Annotated in this window: 11 protein-coding genes; 3 read left to right on the forward strand and 8 right to left on the reverse strand. The window is 63.7% G+C overall.

All coding sequences use genetic code 11. From position 1 onward, the window contains the following. Positions 1-168: 168 nt before the first annotated feature. Complete coding sequence (locus tag AB4136_RS03225) at positions 169-2,271, forward strand: bifunctional rhamnulose-1-phosphate aldolase/short-chain dehydrogenase (protein ID WP_137901930.1); 2,103 nt, start codon at positions 169-171, stop codon at positions 2,269-2,271. A 117-nt stretch (positions 2,272-2,388) separates the two neighbouring features. On the opposite strand, the gene AB4136_RS03230 is transcribed toward AB4136_RS03225, so the two are convergent. After that, complete coding sequence (locus AB4136_RS03230; protein WP_024927044.1) at positions 2,389-11,136, reverse strand: beta strand repeat-containing protein; 8,748 nt, start codon at positions 11,134-11,136, stop codon at positions 2,389-2,391. Positions 11,137-11,474: 338 nt separating this feature from the next. Here AB4136_RS03230 and AB4136_RS03235 point away from each other — a divergent pair, with 338 nt between their 5' ends. Beyond that, entirely contained in the window at positions 11,475-13,211 is a 1,737-nt protein-coding gene (locus AB4136_RS03235; protein ID WP_024927045.1) for a winged helix-turn-helix domain-containing tetratricopeptide repeat protein, read from the forward strand. Positions 13,212-13,281: 70 nt separating this feature from the next. Here the strand turns inward: AB4136_RS03235 and AB4136_RS03240 are convergent, their stop codons facing one another. The 6 genes from AB4136_RS03240 to AB4136_RS03265 form a co-directional block, all read right to left on the reverse strand. Next, positions 13,282-14,139: a sugar phosphate isomerase/epimerase family protein gene (locus AB4136_RS03240; protein WP_024927046.1), complete on the reverse strand. Its 858-nt coding sequence runs from the start codon at positions 14,137-14,139 to the stop codon at positions 13,282-13,284. A 152-nt stretch (positions 14,140-14,291) separates the two neighbouring features. Further along, entirely contained in the window at positions 14,292-15,320 is a 1,029-nt protein-coding gene (locus tag AB4136_RS03245) for an extracellular solute-binding protein (protein ID WP_024927047.1), read from the reverse strand. A 26-nt stretch (positions 15,321-15,346) separates the two neighbouring features. Next, a complete protein-coding gene (locus tag AB4136_RS03250) occupies positions 15,347-16,147 on the reverse strand; it encodes an ABC transporter permease (protein ID WP_024927048.1) in 801 nt (266 codons plus the stop codon). Further along, positions 16,144-17,022, reverse strand: a complete 879-nt coding sequence (locus tag AB4136_RS03255) for an ABC transporter permease (protein WP_024927049.1) — start codon at positions 17,020-17,022, stop codon at positions 16,144-16,146. The genes AB4136_RS03250 and AB4136_RS03255 overlap by 4 nt, the downstream gene beginning before the upstream one ends. Beyond that, the gene (locus AB4136_RS03260) at positions 17,019-18,059 is read right to left on the reverse strand and encodes an ABC transporter ATP-binding protein (RefSeq protein WP_051504906.1); all 1,041 of its coding nucleotides are present in this window, start codon (positions 18,057-18,059) and stop codon (positions 17,019-17,021) included. The genes AB4136_RS03255 and AB4136_RS03260 overlap by 4 nt, the downstream gene beginning before the upstream one ends. A 77-nt stretch (positions 18,060-18,136) precedes the next feature. Next, positions 18,137-19,504, reverse strand: coding sequence for an aminotransferase family protein (locus AB4136_RS03265; protein ID WP_024927051.1), 1,368 nt, complete (start codon positions 19,502-19,504; stop codon positions 18,137-18,139). A 103-nt stretch (positions 19,505-19,607) separates the two neighbouring features. Between AB4136_RS03265 and pdxR the strand changes: the two genes are divergently transcribed. After that, positions 19,608-21,074 carry a MocR-like pyridoxine biosynthesis transcription factor PdxR gene (gene pdxR / locus AB4136_RS03270; RefSeq protein ID WP_024927052.1) on the forward strand — a complete coding sequence of 489 codons (1,467 nt, stop codon included), beginning with the start codon at positions 19,608-19,610 and terminating at the stop codon, positions 21,072-21,074. A gap of 8 nt (positions 21,075-21,082) precedes the next feature. Here pdxR and AB4136_RS03275 read toward each other — a convergent pair whose 3' ends face one another. After that, a complete protein-coding gene (locus AB4136_RS03275) occupies positions 21,083-23,221 on the reverse strand; it encodes a N,N-dimethylformamidase beta subunit family domain-containing protein (RefSeq protein WP_024927298.1) in 2,139 nt (712 codons plus the stop codon).

Genomic DNA, 23,221 nt, shown 5'->3' on the forward strand with positions numbered 1-23,221 from the left:
ATCACGCAAGCGGTTTGTGGAAAATATCAATCATATTGCGCTGCACATACGTCATATTGCAATGCACTGTGATTTAGTTTGATCTTTTGCGATTGACAAAGTGCACGTCGTGGCTTGAATTCATGCACAAAGTATCGCGCCCGAGGCGGCGCGGCGGGAGGATCCGAGATGCCCGACAAACAGTCCGCACGGCTCGCCAATCTGTGGGACGATCGCAAGGCTGCCGCGATGACGGAGCCGGAACGGCTCGTCTACCGGTCGAACCTTTTGGGATCCGACAAACGGGTCACCAATTATGGTGGCGGCAACACTTCATCCAAAGTCCTGCAGAAGGACCCGCTGACCGGCGAGGATGCCGAGGTGCTCTGGGTTAAAGGCTCGGGCGGCGACAGCGCGTCGATCAAGCTCGACGGCTTCGCCACCCTCTATATGGACAAGCTGCGTGCGCTGAAGGGGCTCTATCGCGGTCTCGCGCATGAAGACGAGATGGTCGGCTATCTGCCGCACTGCACCTTCAACCTCAATCCGCGCGCGGCCTCCATCGACACGCCGCTGCATGCCTATGTGCCGAAGCCCTTTGTCGACCACATGCACCCCGACGCCATCATCGCGCTGGCCGCCGCGCGGGATTCACGCGAGCTGACCAGAAAGGTCTTCGGTGAGGCGATCGGCTGGTTGCCGTGGAAACGGCCGGGCTTCGAACTCGGACTTTGGCTGGAAAAGTTCTGCCAGGAAAACCCGGCGGCCAAGGGCGCGGTTCTGGAAAGCCACGGCCTGTTCACCTGGGGCGACACGCCGGAGGCCTGCTACACGACCACGATCGACACGATCAACCAGGCGATCGAGTGGTTCGAACACGAGACCAAGGGCAAGCCGGCCTTTGGCGGCGCCGTGGTCGCGCCGCTTGGCGTACAGGAACGCCGTGCCATCGCGGCGCGGCTGATGCCCCGGATCCGGGGCATGATTTCATCGTCCGGCATGCGCAAGATTGGTCATTTCGACGACTCTCAAGCAGTGCTGGAATTCGTCAATTCCCGCGAACTCGACGCGCTGGCGGCACTCGGAACATCCTGCCCCGACCATTTCCTGCGCACGAAGATCAGGCCGCTGGTCATTGGCTTCGACCCGGCCAAGCCCGACATCGATGCCGTGACCGATGCCCTGCCCGCCGCTATCGAAGCGTATCGTGTCGGTTATCAAGCCTACTACGACGGCTGCAAGCATCCGGATTCACCCGCCATGCGCGACCCTAACGCCGTCGTCTATCTGATGCCGGGCGTCGGCATGTTCACCTTCGCCGCCGACAAGGCGACGGCACGCGTCTCGGCTGAATTCTACGTCAATGCCATCAATGTCATGCGCGGCGCTTCCGCCGTGTCGTCCTATGTCGGCTTGCCGGCGCAGGAAGCCTTCGACATCGAATACTGGCCGCTGGAAGAAGCGAAGTTGCAGCGCCTGCCGAAGCCGAAATCGCTGGCCGGCCAGATCGCCTTCGTCACCGGCGGCGCCGGCGGCATCGGCAAGGCGACGGCGATACGGCTGTTGCGGGAAGGCGCCTGCGTGGTGCTTGCCGACATCGACGAGGCGGCGCTCACCGCCACGCATGAAGAACTGGGCCACGCCTTCGGCAAGGATTTCGTGCGCGCTGCCAAGCTCGACGTGACGGACGAGAGCGGCGTCGCGGCCGCCTATGCCGACAGCGCGGTGGAATTCGGCGGCGTCGACATCCTGGTTTCCAATGCGGGCATCTCATCCTCGGCACCGATCGAAGATACGGAACTGTCGATGTGGAACCGCAACATGGACATCCTCGCCAAGGGGTATTTCCTGGTTTCGCGCGAGGCTTTCCGCACCTTCAAGCAACAGAAGCTCGGCGGCAACATCGTCTTCATCGCTTCGAAAAACGGCCTGGCCGCCTCACCCAACGCCGCAGCCTATTGCACGGCCAAGGCCGCTGAAATCCACCTTGCGCGCTGTCTTGCACTGGAGGGCGCGGAGCACCAGATCCGCGTCAACACGGTCAATCCCGACGCGGTGTTGCGCGGCTCCAAGATCTGGACCGGCGAATGGCGCGAACAACGCGCCGCCGCCTATGCGATGCAGCCGGACGATCTCGAGGAACATTATCGCAAGCGTTCGATGCTGAAACGTTCGGTGTTTCCCGAAGACATCGCCGAAGCGGTCTATTTCCTGGCTTCCGACATGTCGGCCAAATCGACCGGCAACATCATCAATGTCGACGCGGGCAACGCCCAAAGCTTCACGCGATAAAACCGGCAGACGGGACAGTGAAGATCTAGGAAACCCCGCTCCTTCATTGCAGAAACGGCGGCCTGAGGGCCGCCGTTTTCATTTCGTCTGAACGCCAGTAGCGATGATGCCGTTACCTCACCAGCGCAAGCCGACCTTGGCCTTTCCAGACAGGTTCTGGACATTGCCGGAGAACTCGCCCTGGAGAGAGAGCCCAGCGAAGAAACCAGATGCGGTGCTGTATTCGGCACCGGCATCGACCAGCGCTGAATAGTGGTCCGGATTTGCCCCCTCGATGGAGAAGGAAGTACCGGCCAACGCCGGGAAGCCGGCCGTGAAGCCGATGCTGTCGCCGCCATTGATGGCGAGCGCGAGACGTCCCGAAAGCGCCAAGGCTGCACCGTTCTCGAGGCCGACCGTACGGTCCAGCCGGGCGCCGAGCTCGGTGCGGGTGACGGTCGTGGTGTTGCCCTTGTAGGCGAGCCCGAAGCTGCCGAGGCCGGTCTCCGCATAACCCGGTATCCGGTAGGCGATCGCCTGGAAGGCCGCGTAAGGCGTGAGCGTCGCAACCGGCGTCTCGATGCCATAACCGGCCTCGACGCGTCCGGAGAAGGCGTGTGCGTTGAAATCGCCCGAGAGCGAATTGCCAAGCACGGTCCGGCTGGTTTCGACATCATAGAATGTATAGGCGGCAGCCGCCGCAACATAGGCGTCGCCGAAGTCGTGCCTTGCGAATGCGCCGGCATTGAAGAAGCGCGCCTGACCGCCACCCAGTTTGTCGGCGAGGTGGAAGTCGGATGAGCCGCCGCCAAGCGCGATGCCGAGCACGCCGTCGTTCCACCGCCTGGCGATGCCGCCGGCAAGCCCGAACGTGTTCAGGTCCGTATCATGCGAGCCGGCGGCCGCGTCTCCGCCGATCTCGGCCGAGCCGCCATAGGCCGCACCCCAGCTCTGCCAGCGGCTGTCGAATATCCTGGCAAGAGGATCGGCGACACGACCGGATTTGCCGCCGAGAGCGGCAAGTTCGGTTTGCGCCTTCCCATCGGTCGGCTCTTCGGCATAGGCGGCCGTACCGCTTCCAGCGGAAGCGGCCGGCGCGGCGCGACCCGTCAACGCCTCGCCCGCCAGCAGGCCGAGGAACTGATCCGTGCTCTGGATGCCAGCGCTGATCGCACCCGCCGTTGCCTCGCCGGACACAAGCGAGAGACCGGTTTGGTCAAGAGCGCCGAATTCCGCCGGCAGACCGCCCTTGGCGTCGAAATAGCCGACGATGGTGTTGGCGACAGAGCGCTGGTTGCGGTTGAGCGGATCGAAGCTTGGCCCACCAGGATTGCCTGGGTTGCCCGGCCCGCCGGGATTTCCAGGCTCGCGTATGTCGAGGTCGAGCACGAGATAGGCGTTGGTGCCGTCATAGGCGAGCTTCTGGGTGAAGCCGGTCGGCGTCGTCCCGGTCAGCCCGGCGAATGTGGTGCCGCCGAGCCCGCCCAACGCGTTGAGAATGGTGTAGGTCTTCTGGATGTAGGTCGCCGTGGCGTAACTGGTCGCAACGGTGCCACCCGACAGATTGGCGGTGCCGGTGACATTGGTGCGGTCGGCAGCAGCGGGATCGACTTCGACCGCATAGGTCGAGCCAGCACCGAACGCCAGATTGCCGGCGACGTTGACCGTACCGATCGAATTGCCCGGCGCCAGCGTGCCGCCACTGTTGACGGTGACCGAAGACACCGTGCCGGTGCCGCCGAGCGTGCCGCCAGCGTCCACCGTGATGCCCGACGACGATGCGATCGAGCCGTTCACCGACAGGGTGCCCTGCTTGACGAAGGTCTGGCCGGTGTAGGTGCTCGTTCCCGACAGCATCAGCTTGCTAGCGCCGGTCTTGGTGAAGCTTCCGCCGCCGGAGATGCCGCCGGAGAAGGTGGAATTGCTGGTCTCGTTCACGGTCAGGGCACCGCTACCCATGGCGACGGAGCCGGCACCGGACAGCGTGCCGATGACCTGGTCGAGACCGCCGAGATCGAGGCGCGCGCCGCTCGCCACCGAAACCGCGCTGTGGGACGAGAAGGCGTTGGCCTTGCTCGCGGTGAGCGCGCCTTCCGAAACCGTGGTCTGGCCGGTGTAGTTGTTGGTGCCGGACAGCACCAATGAGCCGGTGCCGGTCTTGGTCAGTCCGCCCGAACCGACAATGTTTGATGCAACGCCCGCGGTGAAGCCATTGCTGTCGAAAGTGCCGCCGCCATTGCCGAGCGTAACCGTACGCGTAGCGGCGAGATCGAACGCCGCGTCGTAGCGCAACGTACCGCCATCGAAGGTAAGCCCTCCAGCCGCGTTGCCAAGATTGGCGTCGTTGGAGACAGCGACAACGCCCTTGTTGAGGAAAGTGCCGCCCGAATAGCTGTTCGTGCCGGTCAGTTTCACGACACCGGTACCATTCTGCACGACCTGGCCGTGGCTGCCCGCCATGTCCGAGATGACGCCGGAGGAGGTGTAGGCGTCGGAGCGATTGAAGGCGAGGATACCGCCGAGTTCGACGTTGCCCAGGATCGAGCCGGTGGTGCCACCGTTGCCGAGCTGCAGCGTGCCGGCCTTGACGACCGTGCCGTCGCCATAGGTGTTGGCATTGGTCAGCACCAGCGTGCCAGCGCCGATCTTGTGCAGGGTGCCCGGATCGCCGTTGTCGGCGATAACGCCGGCAATCGTCATGGTGTGGCCGTTGGTGTCGATCGTGCCGTAGCTCGGACTGACCGCGAAGCGGTTGTTGAAGGTCAGCCCGTCAGCGCCCGCCTTGAAGATACCCGCCGCGTTCAAGAGGACGCGACCGGTGCCGACCGCCTGATTGTTGGTCACCACCAGCGTCGTGCTTTCCGGCGCTCCGAAATAACCCACCGTAGTGCCACCGCTGTAGGTGTTGGCGCCCGTCAGCGTCAGCGTGCCACCTGCGAGCACGAGGCCGCCGCCGGTCGAACCGGCGTAGCAGTCCGTACCCGTCGCGCCGCAATCGCTGATCACGCCGGAAAAAGTGCCGCCGGCGTTGGCGATGGTGAGATCCCGGCCGCCGAGATAGACGGCTCCGCCGCCGGTCAGCGATTTGATGCCCGGGCCGGAGCCCGTACTCTGATCGGAAATGTCGAAGACACCGTTGGCAACGACGCCGCTGGAGGTAAACACGCTGCCGTCGCCGGAAAGCTGCAGGGTACCGCCGGCATCGACAGTGGTCGAACCGGCATACGTGTTGACGCCGGAGAACATCTGCGTGGCGCCGTTGGCGATCACCACATTGCCAGCCGAGCCGCCCGCGATGCCGCCATCGCGGATCGAACCGCCGAACACGGAACCGTTGGTGATGGTCAGCGTCTTCGAGCCAAGCGCAACGATGCCGGTCCCCGTCGTGCTGGCAAGGCCACGGACACTGGCGCCGGTCGTCGTCTGCGAAATATCCAGCGTGCCACCGAGCGCGAAGCCGACATAGGCGGAAGTGGCGATCGAACCCGCTCCCTTCAGCGCCAATTTGGCGCCGTTATCAATCTGGGTGGCGTTGGTGTAGGTGTTGACGCCGGACAAGGTCTGCGTGCCACCGGCGATTTCCAGTCCGCCATTGCCCTTGATCGAACCGGCAAACTCGGTCGAGCCGTTTCCAATGACCAGCCCCTTCGTGCCGAGCTGGACCGTTCCCGAGGAGGTTCCGGCAAGGCTGGTTATCGCGGGGAACGGCAAGGTCGTTGCCGAAATGTCGAATGTGCCGTCTTCCACCGCCACGACACTGGATTGCGCGATGCTGCCCTTGCCGGCCAGCGCCAGCGTGCCCGCCTTGATCGTCGTGGCGCCGGTATAGGTGCTGGCGCCAGTCAATGTCAGTGTGCCGCTGCCGTATTTGTCGATGCCGATGCCGGCGGCACCGGTGATCACCGACTCGATCTCCGCATTCGCACCACCTGCAATAGTGATGAAACTTGCGGCCGTATTGCCGGCGCTGTCGCCGCTCAGGATCAGGTCGTCGCCGGCGATCTTGTAACCGTCTTGCGTGAACTGGATGCCTTCGAACGCGACCGGCCCACTGACCGAAACCAGGCCGCCGGTGCCGGAAAACACGCCGACAGAGCCGTGCCACTGGTCGTTGAAATTAGCGGCGCCGGGTGCGCCCGTCCAATTGGTGCCACCCGCGCTCCAGGTCCCCGCGCCGCCGTCGACCGAGCCATTGCCGGCGCTGTCCGCGCCGTCCCAGAATTGCACGATCTGGCCCGCATGCTGGATGAAGAGGTTCACCTGGTTGGGGATCGCGGTCTGCACGCTGGCGTCCGTCGGCACGCTGGAATAGTCGCCGGAGACGGTGCCATCGACGTTGAAGAGCCGGTAGTAACCGGAGACGGCAGCCGGCGTCTGCAAGGTGCCGCCGAGCGTGAGGTTGCCGGTGACATAGACAAGATCGTTTAGCGGCCCGCCCACGATGCCGGGCGCACCGAGTTCGAACAGGCTGGTGGAGCTTGCCCCAAGGGTCAGGTCGCCATCGACGGTCAGCTTGCCCGGGCTGTTGCCGATCGCAAGCGTGCCGTTGACGATCGTATTCGACAGTTTTCCGGTGCCGCCGATCGTGGCGCCCGTGTCGACCGTGACGGTCGACTTGATCGAACCGTTGACCAGCAGCTTGCCGTCACTCACCGTCGTTGGCCCGGTATAGTCGCTATCGCCGGAAAGCGTCAGGGTCCCAAGACCCGTCTTGGTCAATCCGCCGGTGCCGGTGATGCCTTGCGATATCTCAGTGCCAAAGCTGTTGGTGTCGATCGTGCCGCCGGCGGCGGCGAGCGTGATCTGGCGCGTCGCGGCGAGATTGAACGCGGCGCCGAGTTTGAGCGCTCCACCGTTGAAGGTCAGGGCGCCGGAGGCTGCGCCCAGATTGGCGTCCCTCGAAGCCTGCACGGCGCCCCCCAGCAGCGTCGTGCCACCGGTGTAGGTGTTGTCGCCTGAAAGCGTCAGCGTTCCGGCACCGGTCTTGGCGAGCGAACCGCCGGTGCCAGCAATGGCGCCGCCGTCATTGTCGGCTATGACGCCATCGACTTCGGTCGACTGGTGGTTGCCGCCGACGGTCAGCGTCTTCGAACCGAGATAATATGCGCCGGCGCCTTCGATCGAACCCGCGGTCGTGCCGGTCCCGGTCAGGCTGGAAATGTTGAAGAGGCCGCCGGCTTTGGTGATGAAGCGTGCGGTGCCGCCGTTGCTGCTGCCCTGGAAGCGGGTGGCGCCGCCGGCGTCGGTGGTCACGGTGGCACTGTATGCCGTGGCATTGCCGGTAAAGTTCAAGACGGCATTGTTGGTAATGGCCGCGGCGCTTGCCGTGCTGTTGCCCTGGAACGTCAGGCTGTTGTTGTTTGTAATGATGGCGTTTGCGGCGCTCGCGTCGGCAGAGAATGTCGCGGTGCCATCATTGGTGATGTTGGCGCCCCCGGCGTTGCTCGTGTCGTTGAAATCCAGCGTCGCGCCGCTTTTGTTGGTGATGATGGAATCGCCCGCCGTGGCGAAATTGTTGAAACTGAGCCCCGTGTTGTTTTCGATGTTGGCACGACCGGCGCTGCTGGTGTCGTTGAAGGCGACGGTGGCGGAGTTGATGATGGTCGCGCTGCCACCCAGGCTCGTGCCGTTGAAATTCAGCGTACCGCCGAGATTGGTGATGACGGCGCTGTCGGCCGAGCTGTTGTTGCTGAACGCGAAACTGCTGTGGTTGGTGATGCCAGCGGTTCCAGCCTTGCTATCGCCGCTGAAGGTCAACGAACCGAAGGTGTTCATGATGGTGGCGGCACCGGCATTGCTGGTGTCGTTGAACGCCAGCGAACCGTTGGAGACGCTGGTGATCGTGGCGCTGCCGCCCTTGCTATCGTTGTTGAAGGCAACGCTGCCACCATGAGTGGTGATGTTGGCCGTACCTGCCGTACTGGTATCGTGGAAGGCGAGGGTCGCGCCCGCATCGTTGGTAATCTGAGCGGTACCAGCGTTTGCCGCATTGCGGAAATTCGTGGTGCCGGCGTTCTCGACGTTGCCGATGGCGCTCATATTGGCATTGACGACGTCCAATGTGCCGCCGCCCCACACCTTCACGGGGCCGGCGATGGTGGTGGTCGTGCCGGCATCGCCAAGCTGCAGCGTGCCGCCGTGGATCGATGTGAGGCCGCTATAGCTGTGCGTGCCGGTCAGGATCGTCCTGCCGGTGCCGATCTGCTCGACTACCCCGCTTCCCGAGATGTTGCCGGCATATGTGGAGGTATCCGACCGATTGAACTGGAGCACGGAGTTGTCGATGATGTTCCCAGCCATCGAACCGCTGGTGCCGCCGTCTCCAATGCGCAATGCCCCGGTGCCGCTGATCGTGGTGTCACCGGTATGGGCATTGGCGCCGGTCAATGTCAGCGCGCCGCCGCCGCTCTTGGTGAGGGTGCCTCCACCCGAGGTAGCACCGGCGAAGGTGGTGTTCGTCGCTTGATCGACGGTGAGATTGCCCAAACCGAGCGCCACGGTGCCGCCGGTACCCGACAGCGATGACATGGTGAGATTGTAGTTGTTAAGGTCGAGCGTGCCGCCATTGACCGTGTAAGCCGTGTTGGCCACAAAGGCACCCGCCGATCCCGCCCGCAACGTGCCGTCGTTCACGGTCGTGCCACCGCTATAGCTGCCGGTACCCAGCAGCGCGAGTATGCCGGTTCCGCTTTTGGTGAGCGCACCCGTCCCGGTAATCCCACCGGCAAAGGTCGTATTGATAGCCTGGTCGACGGTAAGATTGGCCGCGCCGAGCGCCACCGCACCGCCGCTGCCCGAGAGGCTCGACATGGTGAGGTCGTAGCCGTTGAGGTCAAGCGTGCCACCGGTGAGCGTGTAATCGGTGTTCGCCACGAACCCTGTGGCCGAACCGGCACGCAATGTGCCACCCGACACCGTGGTGCCGCCCCAATAGGTGTTGGGACCGGTGAGGACGAATGTCCCCGAACCGCTCTTGGCCAAGCTGCCGCTGCCGGTGATCGCGCCGGCGTAGGTGGTGTTCGCAGTTTGGTTGACGGTGAGAGCGGCCGAGCCAAGCGCGACAATTCCGCCGGTGCCCGATAGCGACGACATCGTGAGCCCGAAGCTGCTTAGATTGAGCACGCCGTTGGTATTGACCGTATAGGCCGTGTTGCCCACGAAAGCGCCCGCCGATCCGGCCATCAACATGCCGACATTGACCGTCGTACCGCCGGTATAGCTGTTGGCACCCGTCAGGACCATCGTGCCGGGCGCACCTTTGAGCAGATAAGCCGTGCCGGTCAGCTTCGCGTCGATCGTACCGGTATTCGAGATATTGAACGAATTTGCGGCTTCGATCGTGCCTGTTCCGGTAACGCTGCCGCCATTGAGGTTGAGGATTTGCAGGCTGAGCTTGCGGCCCGCGCCGACATTGATGGTCGCCGTGTCCGAATTTTCCAAGGTGGAGACATTGAACATGTCGCCGCCGGTGAGCGACAGCATGCCGTTGTTCTGGTTGTTGATGGGGCTCATCTGCACGTTGACGTCGCCGCCGACGACATTGATGGTGCCGCTATTGTTGACGGCGTATCCGGCTCCGGGAGAAAGTATCGCCGTACCGCCCGGACCATTAAAATTGATGAAGCCGCCGGGATTGTTGTTGATGTTACCATTGTCCATCACGATGCCGTTGGTGCCGACATTGATGGTACCGCCGTTGTTCAGCGTATTGCCGGTGCCGAAAAGCACTGCTGCGTCAGCCAGGCTGATCGTCCCAGCATTGCCGATGGTGGCCGCCGACAGGGTACGGCCGCTTCCGACCGAGATGGTCCCGTAGTTCGTCAGCGTCGTGATGCCGGAAACGTCACCCGACGCGTCTGCCCCGGTGACGGTCACGGTGACGCCGCCATTGACCTGGACCGTATTGTTGAAGATGCCCGCCAGCTTCGTATTACCGCCGAGCTCGATCGCGCCGATGTTGCTGCCCGCGAGCGCGGTGATGCTGTTGGTGCCGCCGGTGATGACGATCGCGGTGTTGAGGCTGCCAGACAGGCCGCCCGCGCCCCCGCGCGCGCCGCCCAGGATCGTGCCGCTGTTGTTGATGGTCAGGTTCTGGCCGATGATGCCGTAGCCGCCGGCTTGCGGGCGATAGGGCTGGTAATTCAGGAAGTCTGTTCCGCCGCCCCCGCCCCGGATCGTACCGGAATTGGTGATCGTCAGCCCACTGGAAATCGTTGCGGTGATGCCGTTGCCGCCGTTGCCGCCTGCGCCGTTGCCGTACGGATTTGCGAAGCCGTCGCCAGCGCCCGGGCCGACGCCCCCGGCCCCGCCGCCGCCGCCACCGCCCGTAATCGTTCCGGAATTGGTAAGATTCGCGCCTGTCGTGACGATGATGCCGGAGCCTCCGCCACCGCCTCCTCCTCCTCCACCAACGTTGTACGATTGGTTGTATAGTGAAGCGCCGGACCCGCCATTGCCGCCATTGCCGCCGGCGATCGTGGCGTTGTTGGTAAGGCCCGTGGTCAGTGTGAGCCCGGCGCCGCCGGCGCCGCCGCCGCCGCCGCCCGACCCGTAACCTTTGCCTTGGCCGCCGCCGCCGCCGCTGTCCGAACCGCCGCCGCCGCCGCCATTGCCGGAACCGCCCGTAGCTCCCCAGCCACCGCCCGTACCCGTCGTCGAACTGTCCCCGGCGGGGCCAGCCCCGCCGCCGGAGCCCGCCGTCGAGGAATTCGGCGCATTGCCGCCATTCCCGCCGTTCTGGCCGATGCTGTCGGCCAGCGCTGGTCCCGCTGCCACGATCAGCGCCAGCGGTGCGACGGAGGCCGTCAGCGCGGCTGTCAACGAGGCGATGACGATACGCAGCGCGGACCGATTGGCCGGCGTCGTGGAAATTCCTACAGCACTCACGATTATGCTCCGCATGCTTCAATGTCGGCGGTAAAAGGGGGCCTCAGCGGCGCACGCGCCGCGCAAAGCCGATGCACCCGAAAAAAGTCGGGGCTCGGCGATCTCGGCTGTGGGGCGCATGGGGTATGCGCAACCTCGCCACTACGGACAGGCTTCTGTCCGGATGCCTTTGATTTCAATACTATTCCCCCGCGCGAACTGCCCTGCCCTGAAACGGCATCTGCGGCATTTCATGTCATCAGGCGGGCTGGGCTGTCCTGAACGGGTGTCGATGACTTTCTGAAGATTTTCTGATATTTGAACGGGTCTTGGCACGGTTCCGGATTGTGGGGGTTGGGGTGCTCCGGTTTGCCGGATTTGAGCTTGATCAGCGACGTATCGAACTCCGCGCGCCTGGCGGCGAGCCAATCCGGCTGCGCCCGAAATCCTTCGACATGCTGCGCCTGTTCGCCGCCAATGCCGGGCGCGTCGTCAGCAAACAGGAACTGATGGAGGCTATCTGGCCGAACATCCATGTCGGCGAAGACAGCCTGTTCCAGTGCATTCGCGAAATCAGGACAGCGCTCGGCGACGAAGGACGCCAGCTGATCAAGGTCGTCTCCGGCCGCGGCTATCTGTTCGATGCCGAGGTGTCGGGCGATCCGGCCAGTTTTGCCGCGTCTGCCGGGCTTTCGTCCGCTTCGGAGCAGGAGGGGTTGGCACAACAAGCCGGTGGCCACGCTGCAGCTACAGTCGCCGGCCCGGCAAAGAAACGGCAGTTCTCGTTCGGCCTGCGTAGCCGCGTCGCTGCGGTCATCGCCGTTCTTTGCGCGGTCATCGGTTTTGCCGTCGCCGCGCCGATGTTCGCGCCAGGCGTCGTTGCCCCTGAGAACACGCCGACGATCACCGTGATGCCCTTCGTCGATGGAGGCAGCGACCCGCAAGCGACATCGATGGCGACGAACGTCACGGACCGCCTTGCCGACGGCCTTGCCAAGATCGATACGATCCGCGTGGTGACGCCACGGTCGGATGTAACAACCGCTTCACTCGCCAACGCGCCAACACGCCCGGCGGACACCGACTTCGTGGTGAGCGGCGAATTGCAGCGGAGCGCAAACAGCTGGACGCTGGAAGCGCGCATGACCAATGCCGCGACCGGCGAGGTCAAGTGGACCACCTCTGTGGCGGTCGACACGGAAAACACAGACCTGGCGCTCCAGCAATCCCGGCTCGCCGCCGGCGTCGGACACGAACTCGCCGTCCGCATCAACGCCGTACTTTATCCGAGAGCTGGCGTGGCCAGCCCACTGACAGGCAGCACAAAGGTCGTGGTCGAGCAGGCGCTCGCCTCGATCAACCAGACGACGCGCGAGCGCTTCACGGCCGCGCAGACGATGCTGGAAAGCGCGCTCGCCAACGCGCCCGACAATCTCGACCTGCAGGTCACGCTGTCCGCGTTGCAGACACGCGGGATTCAGATGAACTGGTACAGCGCCGCCGAGAGTACGGCGGCGGAGAGCGCCGCCAGATCACGGCTGGAGCGTGCGCTGCAGGCCAAGCCCAACTACCTGCCGGGGCTGGAAGCCTATTGCCGTTTCCTCACCGCCACCAACAATTTCGTCGAAAGCCTGGTGGCCTGCGCAAAGGTGCTGAGCCTCGATCCATGGAACGGGTCGGCGCTCTATCAACTGGGCCTTACCCAGATTCAGCTCGGGCGCTTTGATGACGCGCTGGCAAACTTCAAACAGGCGGATCGCTTCGACACGCCAGCAGTCTCGCGCTGGACCTGGCTGCTCGGAATAGGCTGGGCCAATCTGCTTCTCGGCCACAGTGAGGAAGCGGTGCCGTGGCTGCAGAAGTCGATCGCCATCACGCCGGCATCGGGGCGGCCCTATATGGTGCTGGCCGTCGCGCTGCAGGGTTCCGGACGGACGGACGAGGCAAAGGCGGCGCTGGCGAAAGCCATGGTTTTGCGACCCGGTTCGACGGCACTCAATGTCGCGCCGCCGAAGCGAAACGCCAGTCCGGTCTTTCTCGAAGCGGGCCAGCGTTTCATCCGGACGCTGGTCGAGCTCGGGTTACCAGCCGGCTAGGCAGAGATCGATCCGGGCAACCGGCTGTTCCAGAAGATCGGTTGATCGCCGGCTCTCGCGACCAAATCGCTCAGCTCAGCGCCAGTCTCAGCACCTCTTCCACCGACATGCGCGAAATTTCACCGACCTCTCTGGCGCTCATGGCTTTCAGCATGGGCGAGAAGACTTCCGCGCCGACCTGGTTGAGGCCACCGGTCTCGGTGAGGACGCGCACGATCTCGACATTGGGGAACTGACCGTCGCCGGGGAATTTGCGGTCGTAGCAATCGTCCTTGATGGTCACGCCAGCCGGCAGTTCGAGCGGGCCGTCATTGAGCTGGACGCAATGGATTTTGTCGCCGGGGATCTTGCGCAGGTCGGCGAGGTTCGACTTGCCCCGCACGCAATGCCATGTGTCAAAGACCAGCCCGCCGTTTTTGGCGCCGGCGCCCTCAACGACCTGCCAGGCCATGGCGAGCGTCGGCACGCCCCATAGCGGAATGAATTCCAGCGAACAGTCGAGATCGAAGCGCGCCGAGGCGGCGCATATTTTGGCGTAGTCCTCGATGATCGCGTCCATCGGCATCGAGCCTAGCGGAAACGTCGCGTTGAGGCTGATCGACCGGCAGCCGAGTTCGGCGCAGAGCGCGAACACCCGCTCCTGCCTGGTGTCGACGGTAGCAATGTAGGCGTCGTCCATATTGTCGGGCAGCCAGACACGCGACCAGGTGTTCAGCGGATCAAGCCGCAGGATGCGCATGCCCGCATCGTCGGCACGCCGGCGCACTTCCTTCGGCGAAATACCGGCGACCTCAAGCTGATCCACTTCGTAGGGCATCAGGGAAAGCGCATCGTAACCGGCAATGCGCGTGGCCTCGAATTTCTCGGCCAGCGGCAGATGCGCCACGTTGGAGAACGGCATCAGATAGCTGTTCACGGTCTTCGACATCGATGTCTCCATTGTCTGCACGGATGCCGGTGCCGGCATAAAAAAGGAAAGCCGCTTCCGTCCAAACGTCGAGGGAAGGACGAAAGCGGCAGCACAAAGTTCAGCCTGGCGGCCTCGCGGCCGTCTTCTTGTTGTCTCGTGCAGACGGGCTGCTACTGGCGCAGGCGCGTCCAGATCAGGTCGTATTTCTTGGTGGCCTCTGCAGAGCAGACCGGGCTGACCACCTTCTTGTAGTCGGCGGGAACCTGAACCTCGGGCGCCGTGGCGATCTCCTTCGGCAGCATCGGCTCGGTGCCGTTGACGCCAGTCGGGTAGCCGACATCCTTCTGCTGCAGGGCCGCGTTGGCGGGGTCCATCAGGAAGGAGATGAATTTCTTGGCAAGGTCGGGCCTGGCTGCAGAAGCCGGCACCACGACATTGTCGATCCAGGCGACGCCGCCTTCCTTGGCGAAGACGAATTTCAGCGACGGCTTCTGCTGCCTGGCGGTCAGCGCTTCGCCATTGGCGACCTGCGAAATGGCTGTTTCGCCGGAAACCAGGCGCCCCATGACGCCCGACGAGTCATAGATTTTCACGAACGGTTTCTGTGCCTGCAGCAGCGCGTCCACTGCCTTGAGCTTTTCGGGATCGGTGGTGCAAGGCTCGATGTCCAGACTGCGCATCGCCAGCGCGATCACCTCAGTCGGCGAGGAGAACATGCCGATCTTGCCCTGCAATTCCGCAGGCGGATTGAAAAGCAACGACAGGCTGTCGGTTGGTCCCTTGTAGATTGTGGTATCGACGGCATAGGAGGTGACGCCCCAGAAATATGGGATCGAATAGACGTTGCCCGGATCCCAGGCGGATTTCTTCCACTGCCCGTCGAGATGGTCGTAGTTCGGCAGCTCGGAAATGTTCACCGGCTGGATCATCCGCTCCGACTTCATGATCGGAATGAAATCGGTCGAGGCGATCGCGATGTCGTAGCCGGCGGAACCGCTGCGCAGCTTCGAAAGCAAAGTCTCGTTGTTGTCGTAGGTGTCGAGCGCGACGGCGACGCCGGTTTCGGCGGTGAACTTGGTCAGCATCGCCTGCGAGATGTAGCCGTTCCAGTTGTAGATATGCAGCGTGTCGGCGGCGTGGGCGACACCTGCAAAGGCGGCGATGCCGGCGGCCAGGACGAGTTTCAATGTTCGAAGCATGGTTTTCCCCTGTCTGTTTCTGATGGCTATTTGTTTTTGCTCATGCCTTGCAGGCGCAAGGCGATGAGGACGATCACCACGGACGACACCAGAAGCAGCGTCGAGACCGCGTTGACCTCTGGCGACACACCGAGGCGGAGCATTCCGTAGATGTAGACGGGCAGAGTGGTTTGGCCGGCATCCGCCAGCAGCATGCTGATGAGGAAGTCGTCGAGCGAGGAGGCAAAGGCAAGCATCGCGCCGGAAAGGATCGCCGGCAAAAGCAACGGCAAGGTGACGCGTCGAAAGACCTGCCATTCGTCGGAATAGAGGTCGCGGGCAGCATCCTCCACCGCGGAGCCCATATCGGCCAGCCGCGCCTGGATCGGCAAGTAGGCGAAGGGCACGCAGAACACGGTGTGGGCGATGATGAGGTTGCCGAGGCCGAGCTTCAGGCCGATGCCGGAAAAGAAGACCAGCGTCGCCACCGCCACCATGATCTCCGGTACCACCAGCGGCATCAGGATCAGGCCGAGCGTAATCTTGGCGCCGGCCCCCATCCTCGCCTGTCGCAGGCTGAGCGCGGCGGTGACGGCGAGCAATGTCGAGAGGATCATCGAGGCGACGGCGACGATCAGGCTGTTCGACAGGGCAACGCCGATGTCGCGGTTCTGGAACACCCGGACATACCAGTCGAAGCTGAAGCCTTCCCAGATCGTCGCCTGGCGGCCGACATTGAAGCTGTAGATGACGATGACCAGAAGCGGCGCATAGAGGAAAAGATAGACGATCCAGGTGAGCGAGCTCAGCCCTGGCGTCGTCTTCCAGTCGAAGGGCTTGGCGCTCATCGTGCGGGCACCTTGTTGACGGTCTTGCGCACGACCAGGAACAGCGCCGCCAGGATGGCCACCGAGACGACGGTGGCGAGTGCCGCGCCGAAGGACCAGTTGCGCGAACTGCTGAATTGCAGCTGGATCAGGCTGCCGATCATCAGGCGGCGGCCGCCGCCGAGCAGGTCCGGTGCAAGGAAGCTGCCCAGCGCCGGCGCAAAGACCAGCAGGCTGCCGGCTACCGCGCCTGGCTTCGCCAGCGGCCATACGACGCGGCGGAAGGTGCTCCAGCGCCCGGCATAAAGATCGTGCGAGGCCTCGATAACGTCGCCGTTGAGCCGCTCGAGCACGGCGTAGATGGGCAGCACCATGAAGGGCAGATAGGTGTAGACCATGCCCAGAAGAATCGCGACGTCGTTGTAGAGGAACTGGACGTGACCCTCGACCAGGCCGATGCGGCGCAGACCATTGTTCAAGAGGCCCTCGTCGCGCAGGATCAGCACCCAGCAATAGGTGCGGATCAGGGTGTTGATCCAGAACGGCAAGGTGATGAGCAACAGAAGCCGGGCGCGCTTTGCCGGCGCGCTGCACGCCATGTGCCAGGCCAACGGCAAGCCGATGGCGAGGCTGATGGCCACGGTCAGCGCGGCCAGAAGCACGGAACGCCAGAGAATGGCGAGATATCCGGTAGAGAAGACGAGATTGCCGTCGAAATCTTCCTGGAACAGCAACTGCCGATAGGCCTGCGCGGTGAACGGCATGGTCACGCCGCCATAGGCGCCGTTGGTCATGAAGGAATAGACCACCGCCAGCCCCATTGGGGCCAGCATGAACAGCACCATGGTCACCAGGACCGGGGAACGCAAAAGGATCGTGGCCAGCCGGTCGTTCATGCGTCGAGCATCCATTCGTTTGCCCGATCCCAGGAAAATTCGGCCCGCTCGCCGACCGAAATACCCGAGACGGCGCCGCGCAGGCGTGCGCGGATGGAAATGTCACCCGTGCAGCGCGCCTCGATCAGCGTATCCGCGCCAAGAAAGGTCACACCGGTGACTGTGGCGGCGATGCCGCGATGTCCGGCGGCGGGTCTTGGATCGACCGAAATCTGCTCCGGGCGGATCGAGATGGTCCTGCCCTCGGGCCGACCGACAAGACCGGACGGGATGAGGTTCGCCTCGCCAATGAAATCGGCGACAAAACAGGTCGAGGGACGCGCGTAGATTTCGGCGGGCGCGGCCACCTGCAGCACCTTGCCCTTGTTCATCACCGCGATGCGGTCCGACAGGGCCAGCGCCTCCTCCTGGTCGTGGGTGACCATGACGAAGGTGAGCGAGGTTTCCTTCTGCAGCCGCTTCAATTCGCCCTGCATCGCCTTGCGCAGCTTGAGGTCGAGCGCCGACAGCGGTTCGTCGAGGAGCAGCACCCGCGGACGCGGCGCCAGTGCGCGAGCCAGCGCGATACGCTGCTGCTGGCCACCCGACATCTGCGTGGTGCGGCGGTCGGCAAAGGCCGGCATCTGCACCAGTTCGAGCACCTCGTCGACGCGGCGTTTGATGTCCGCCGGTTTCCAGCGGAGCATTTCGAGCCCATAGGCGATGTTCTGGCGCACGTTCAGATGCGGGAAGAGCGCATAGCTCTGGAACATGGTGTTGACCGGCCGCTTGAACGGCGGCTCGTGGCCAATATCGCGACCGTCGAGCAGCACCCGCCCCGAGGTCGGATGCTCGAAGCCGGCAATGATGCGCAACAGCGTGGTCTTTCCGCAGCCGGAGGGGCCGAGCAAGGTGAAGAACTCATTGTCACGGATTTCAAAGGTGGCATCGTCCAGCGCGGCGATCTGGCCCGCGCCGAAACCGAAACGCTTGTCGACGTGATCGATACCAAGCAGGACAGCGCCTGCCCCGCTGACACGAGCCCCGGCCGGCGACATTTCCGCGATCCGATACAGCCCTCCGTCGTCCACGATGTTAGCCTCCCGTCCTTGTCCCGCTCGATGCCAGGTCGCCACTACACCCGACCGAGACCGCGCTCCAGAGCCACCTCGGAAATGGCTTGGCGGAGAAGACGCGTGCAAAGTGCCAGATCATCACGTGTGGCTATGAGCGCCGGCGCGATCTCGATGGCGGTGCCGATGGGACCGACGATGACGCCGAGTTCCCGCGCGCGCCGGGCGATCGCCACGACGGTGTCGTCGGTGAAAGCGGCGCGGCTTGCCTTGTCCGCTGTGAAGTCGACGGCCTGCCAGAAGCCGCGGCCGCGAATGTCGCCGACGATCGGGTGATCGCCGAAAGCGTCCTTCATGCCCTGCTGCCATTCACGACCGAGCACATCCGAATTCTCGACCAGCTTTTCACGCTCCATGATCTCGATCACCTTTAGCGAGGCCGCGCAGCAGATGGCGTGGCCGCTATAGGTGTGGACGTGGCGGAAATGGCTGATGCCTTCGGCGATTTCGTCGCGAGTGACGACGGCACCGATCGGGGCGTAACCGGCGCCCATCGACTTGGCCATGTTGAGGATATCGGGCTCGATGCCGAGCTGTTCGGTGGCGAACCAGGTGCCAGCGCGACCGAAGCCGGTGATGACTTCGTCCATGATCAGCACGATGCCGTATTTATCGCAAAGCGCGCGGACCTTTTTCCAGTAGCTCGGCATCGGGATCTGCACGCCATTGGCCTGCTGGAACGGCTCGCCGATGAAGGCAGCGACCAGTTCGGGGTCCTCGAGCAGGATCTGGCGTTCGAGATGGGCAATGCAGATGTCGGAATAGGTCTCTTCGTCCAGCCCGTAGGGATTGCGGTAACGCATCGGATTGGCAACGAAGGAATGGCCCGGCACGCGCGGATCCGGCACGTCGCGCACCGCCAGCCAGTCGGTGCAGGACAAGGCACCCATGGTCGCGCCATGATAGGCGCTCCAGCGCGAGATGACCTTGAAGGCACGCGGCTTCCTGCCGCTCTGCTGAAGATACTGCTTGGCGATCTTCAGCGCGGTTTCCGTCGCCTCCGAGCCGCCGGAGGTGAAGGTCACCCGGTTCAGCCGGCCGGGCGTGATTTCGGCCAGCTTCCGCGCCAGCTCGGCGGCAGCGGCGTTTGTGTTACGCCCGGCGCCGGAATAATGCATAGTGACCGCCTGGTCGTACATCGCCTGAGCGATTTCGCGGTTGCCGTAGCCCAGCGAGCCGGCACGTGTCGTGGCGCTCATCATGTCGAGCAGCGTGGTGCCGTGCTGGTCGGTGACACGGACACCGCTGCCCGACATCAGGATGCTCGGGCCATGGGCATCCATATCCTCGCGCGGCACCAGCGGGAAGATCAGGTGCCTGGCGCTCGCCTCGGCGTCGTGAGCGGAATTTCTCAGCATTTGCGTGTTCATGAACCGACGGGCTTCCAGCTTGACTTTGGTCTTGAGGCCACAACGATAGGAGACTACTGAATGGGCCAAAATCGCCAGAAATGTACAAAATGGGGATACCAGTTTGAGCGAACCGATCCGCGACATCGCCATCGACTCGACGGTAATCGATCCGCTGGACGCGGTGCCGATCTTCCAGCAGCTGTACCGGCAGATCCGCGACCAGATCGTTTCCGGCATCCTGAAGGACGGTGCCCGCCTGCCGTCGACGCGCGCGCTGGCCGCCGATCTCAGCCTGTCGCGCACCACTACCATCGCCGCCTTCGAGCAACTGGAGGCAGAGGGTTATATCGAGACACGCAAGGGCGCGCGCGCCAGGGTGCTGCCGCTGCCTTTCCTCGACCAAGGCCGCGACGTCGAGCGGCTGCCGACACTTCAGGATAATCTCTCGCAACGCGGCCAGACGCTGGTGACGCTGCGCCACGAAACCGGGTTTCCGGGCAGCTATACCCTGCAACCGGGTCTGCCCGACGCACTCAGCTTTCCCTTCACCATCTGGCGCCGCCTGATGTCGAAGCATACACGCCATGCCGCCGGCGAGACCTTCGGCTATCACAGCTATGGGGGCCATCAGGGACTTCGCGAGGTGATCGCGCAATACATGCAATCCTCGCGCGGGGTGAAGTGCCTGCCCGACCAGATCATGGTGACCGCCGGTGCGCAGAGCGCGTTCCAGCTGCTGGCGCATCTTTTGATCGACGCCGGCGACCCGGTGATGATCGAGGAACCGGGCTATACGGGCGCGCATGGCGCCTTCGTGGCGGCCGGCGCGCGCATCGAACCCCTTGCGGTCGACGGACGCAACTGGGACCTGAAGACAATCGCCACGGTGCGACCGAAGCTGATCTACCTCACCCCGTCCTGCCAGTTTCCGCTCGGCTCGACGATGCGGATCGAGCAACGGCTGCGCATACTGCAACTGGCGGCCGAGACTGGCGCCTGGGTGATCGAGGACGATTTCGACAGCGAGTTCCGGTTCAGCGGCAGTCGTGTGCCGACGCTCCAGTCACAGGACGTCGACCATCGCACGATCTATGTCGGCTCCTTCGCCAAGACCATGCTGCCGGATTTGCGCCTGGGCTTCATCATCTTCCCGGGCGCCGTAGTGCGGCCGGTGCGCAAGGCGAATTTCCTGATGGGGACAGCTGCCCCGCTGGTAACGCAGGCGGCGCTAGCGGATTTTATCCGCAACGGCGATTTCGCGCGACACACACGGCGCATGAAGCGGCTTTACGCAGTGAAGCGGGCGTTGCTGGTGGCGCAAGCCGAGGCATTGTTCGGCGATGTCATGGAACAGCTCGACGAAGGCAACGGCCTGCAAACCACCTGGCGGTTCCGGCGTGAAGCGGACGACGTCGCGATCGCCCAGAGCGCGCTGAAGGCCGGCGTCAACACCACCCCTTTGTCGGCGCATTACATTCACGGCAAAGCCGAACAGGGGTTGATGATCGGCTATGCGGCGACCGAGGAAAAACAGATCCCGCGCGCGCTGCAAAAGCTCAACCAGGCCATCCGCCAGCATCTGGATTAGCGGACGGGTTAGGCGGCGCGCAGCATCCGCTTCAGCACATTCCGCGTCATTGTCGCTACGGTGTTGTCGTAGCCATTGTGCGAAAGGGCACTGAACCACTGCATGGAGCCGACCGAGAAGACGAGACCGCCTTGCGCGGTTTCGAAACAGACGATGTCGGACCGCACCAGCGGGTTGTCCGGAAGCGTCGAAGCCTCATTGATGTCGCGGCGCTCGTCGATCACCAGCTGATAATCCGCCGAGAAGCCCGTTGCCGTGGCCAGAACCAACGCATGCGCGGGCGTTCCAAGCACCGGGTCGGCGCGGTCGACCTCATCGCCGGCAGCTCCGACGCCAAGGCCCAAGGTCTGGAAATCGCCGATCATTTCGTCTTCGACGATATTTGCGAGCAAGGCCGCCGCCAACGGATGCTTTCGGTCGGCCACCTGTCGGTACGGGCGCGGCAGGCCGCAGACGTCATGCGAGGTCCAGCCCTGGGCGGTGAAGCCGACACCGACAAGGCGCTGGGGCGCGCGGCCGCGAGACCGCCACAGACCACCGATCTCGCCGGTCAGCGCGTGCCGTGCCTCGCCGGGATTGGAGATCCAGGGCCGCGTGCCATTGGGCCGGCGCACCTCGATGGTGTTGCCGTCTTCCGACAACGAGGTGACGCTGTAAAACCCGTTGCCACCGAGATAAGCGAGGCTGCCGCCGGCGCCGAGATAGGTTTCGAACGCATCCAGCATCCGCCCCGACACATATTCGGGATGCGAGCCGGTCATGACTGCCTTGTAAGGCTTCAGCAGTGCCTCGCCTTCGCGGTGAAGGTCGTGGTCGGTGATGATGTCGACCGGTTGGTCAATGGCGTCGAGCCAATCGACGGCATATAGGTCGGCGCACAGATGACGGCCGAAATGTTCGCCGGCTACTGATTTCAGCAGTCCTCGACCCGGTCGAAACGTCTTGATTGGGTGGCGCAGCGAGGCGAACGGCACGCCTGCGCCGTCGACATAGCGGTCATAGGCGCAGTTCAGCCCATAATCTCTCCACATCTCGTTGCCATAGGCGACATAGGTGAAGGTCGGCACCAGCAGTGCCAGCGGCGCCGTCGCTTGCCCATTGCGCGGACAGACGAGGAAAGGAAGATCGTCGGTCTCGCCGCCCGCCTTCAGCCGCGCCGTGTAGACACCGCTCGGCAGATCGCTGGGCACGGCAAAGGCAAAACTCTCGCTCCAGTTCGCGTCGGACAGCGAATCCTCATGGAAATGGATGGCCGAATAACCGCGAGGGTCGGCCATGGGATCGTCGTTTTCGCCGCTCCAATGCGGACCGGTCATGAGGCGGACCGGCGATTGATGGGTGGTGCCGTGCAGTCCGCGCCCGCCAATGTCACGAACCTCGGTGCCATCGCTTCCGACGTTGAAATCCCAGGCCGCGATCAAGGGCTGCGGCAAAGCCGAAAAATCCGCAGCCGACACGAACCCGGCAAGCTCGGCATCGCCCAGGCATTTTCCGAAGATGCAGGGATCGGCGATCTTGCCGTTGAAGAACAGGCCGGGACGCCCGCCTGCCATCGACGCGGCAATCAGAAGTGCGGTATCCGAACCGGCGGCGCGTGGCAAATGGCCTGCCGCTCCGGGCTCGCCGGCGATCGACAGGTCGCGCGGATGCAATCCGGCCGACAGCCGGGCCGACCCGCTAGCGGCATCATAGCGCGCGGCGATCCAGTGCCAGCGGCGCTCGGCGACAGGTTCCTCGCCTTCGATCCGTGAGGGGCCGAGGCGCAGAAACAGCCTGCCGGTGTCAGTGAGGCCGAGCGCATAACCGGTTTCGTCTTCTCCTTCCTTGGACAGGATGACCTGTTCGCCGTGGCCGGGGCGCGTCGGATAAATCCAGGCAAACAGGGTGAAGTCGTCGGTCAGTCGCAGATCGGCGTGGTCCGGCACGACGACACAGGAGCCGGGAAACAGCGGCTGTTCCATGCCGGGATATTCGCCATTTGCGGGGCTTTCGATCGGCACTTCGCGGCGACCCGGCCCGCGCGGATCGGCATCGCCATGCAGCAGGCGCACGATCTCGGCCTTGAACACCGGAGCATCCGTGCTGACCATGAAGGACAGCGTTTCGCCCGGACGGACACTCAGGCGGTCGGTGTACCCAGTCAGCAT

Origin of the sequence: Mesorhizobium sp. 2RAF21, assembly GCF_052115345.1 — a bacterium.
Lineage (GTDB): Bacteria > Pseudomonadota > Alphaproteobacteria > Rhizobiales > Rhizobiaceae > Mesorhizobium > Mesorhizobium terrae.

Bases quoted from the DNA above. Each gene is read 5' to 3' on its own strand.
- AB4136_RS03225 (WP_137901930.1), top strand. From the start codon at position 169: ATGCCCGACAAACAGTCCGCACGGCTCGCCAATCTGTGGGACGATCGC.
- AB4136_RS03250 (WP_024927048.1), bottom strand. From the start codon at position 16,147: ATGAGCGCCAAGCCCTTCGACTGGAAGACGACGCCAGGGCTGAGCTCG.
- AB4136_RS03240 (WP_024927046.1), bottom strand. From the start codon at position 14,139: ATGTCGAAGACCGTGAACAGCTATCTGATGCCGTTCTCCAACGTGGCG.
- AB4136_RS03245 (WP_024927047.1), bottom strand. From the start codon at position 15,320: ATGCTTCGAACATTGAAACTCGTCCTGGCCGCCGGCATCGCCGCCTTT.
- AB4136_RS03265 (WP_024927051.1), bottom strand. From the start codon at position 19,504: ATGAACACGCAAATGCTGAGAAATTCCGCTCACGACGCCGAGGCGAGC.
- AB4136_RS03275 (WP_024927298.1), bottom strand. From the start codon at position 23,221: ATGCTGACTGGGTACACCGACCGCCTGAGTGTCCGTCCGGGCGAAACG.
- AB4136_RS03260 (WP_051504906.1), bottom strand. From the start codon at position 18,059: ATGTCGCCGGCCGGGGCTCGTGTCAGCGGGGCAGGCGCTGTCCTGCTT.
- AB4136_RS03255 (WP_024927049.1), bottom strand. From the start codon at position 17,022: ATGAACGACCGGCTGGCCACGATCCTTTTGCGTTCCCCGGTCCTGGTG.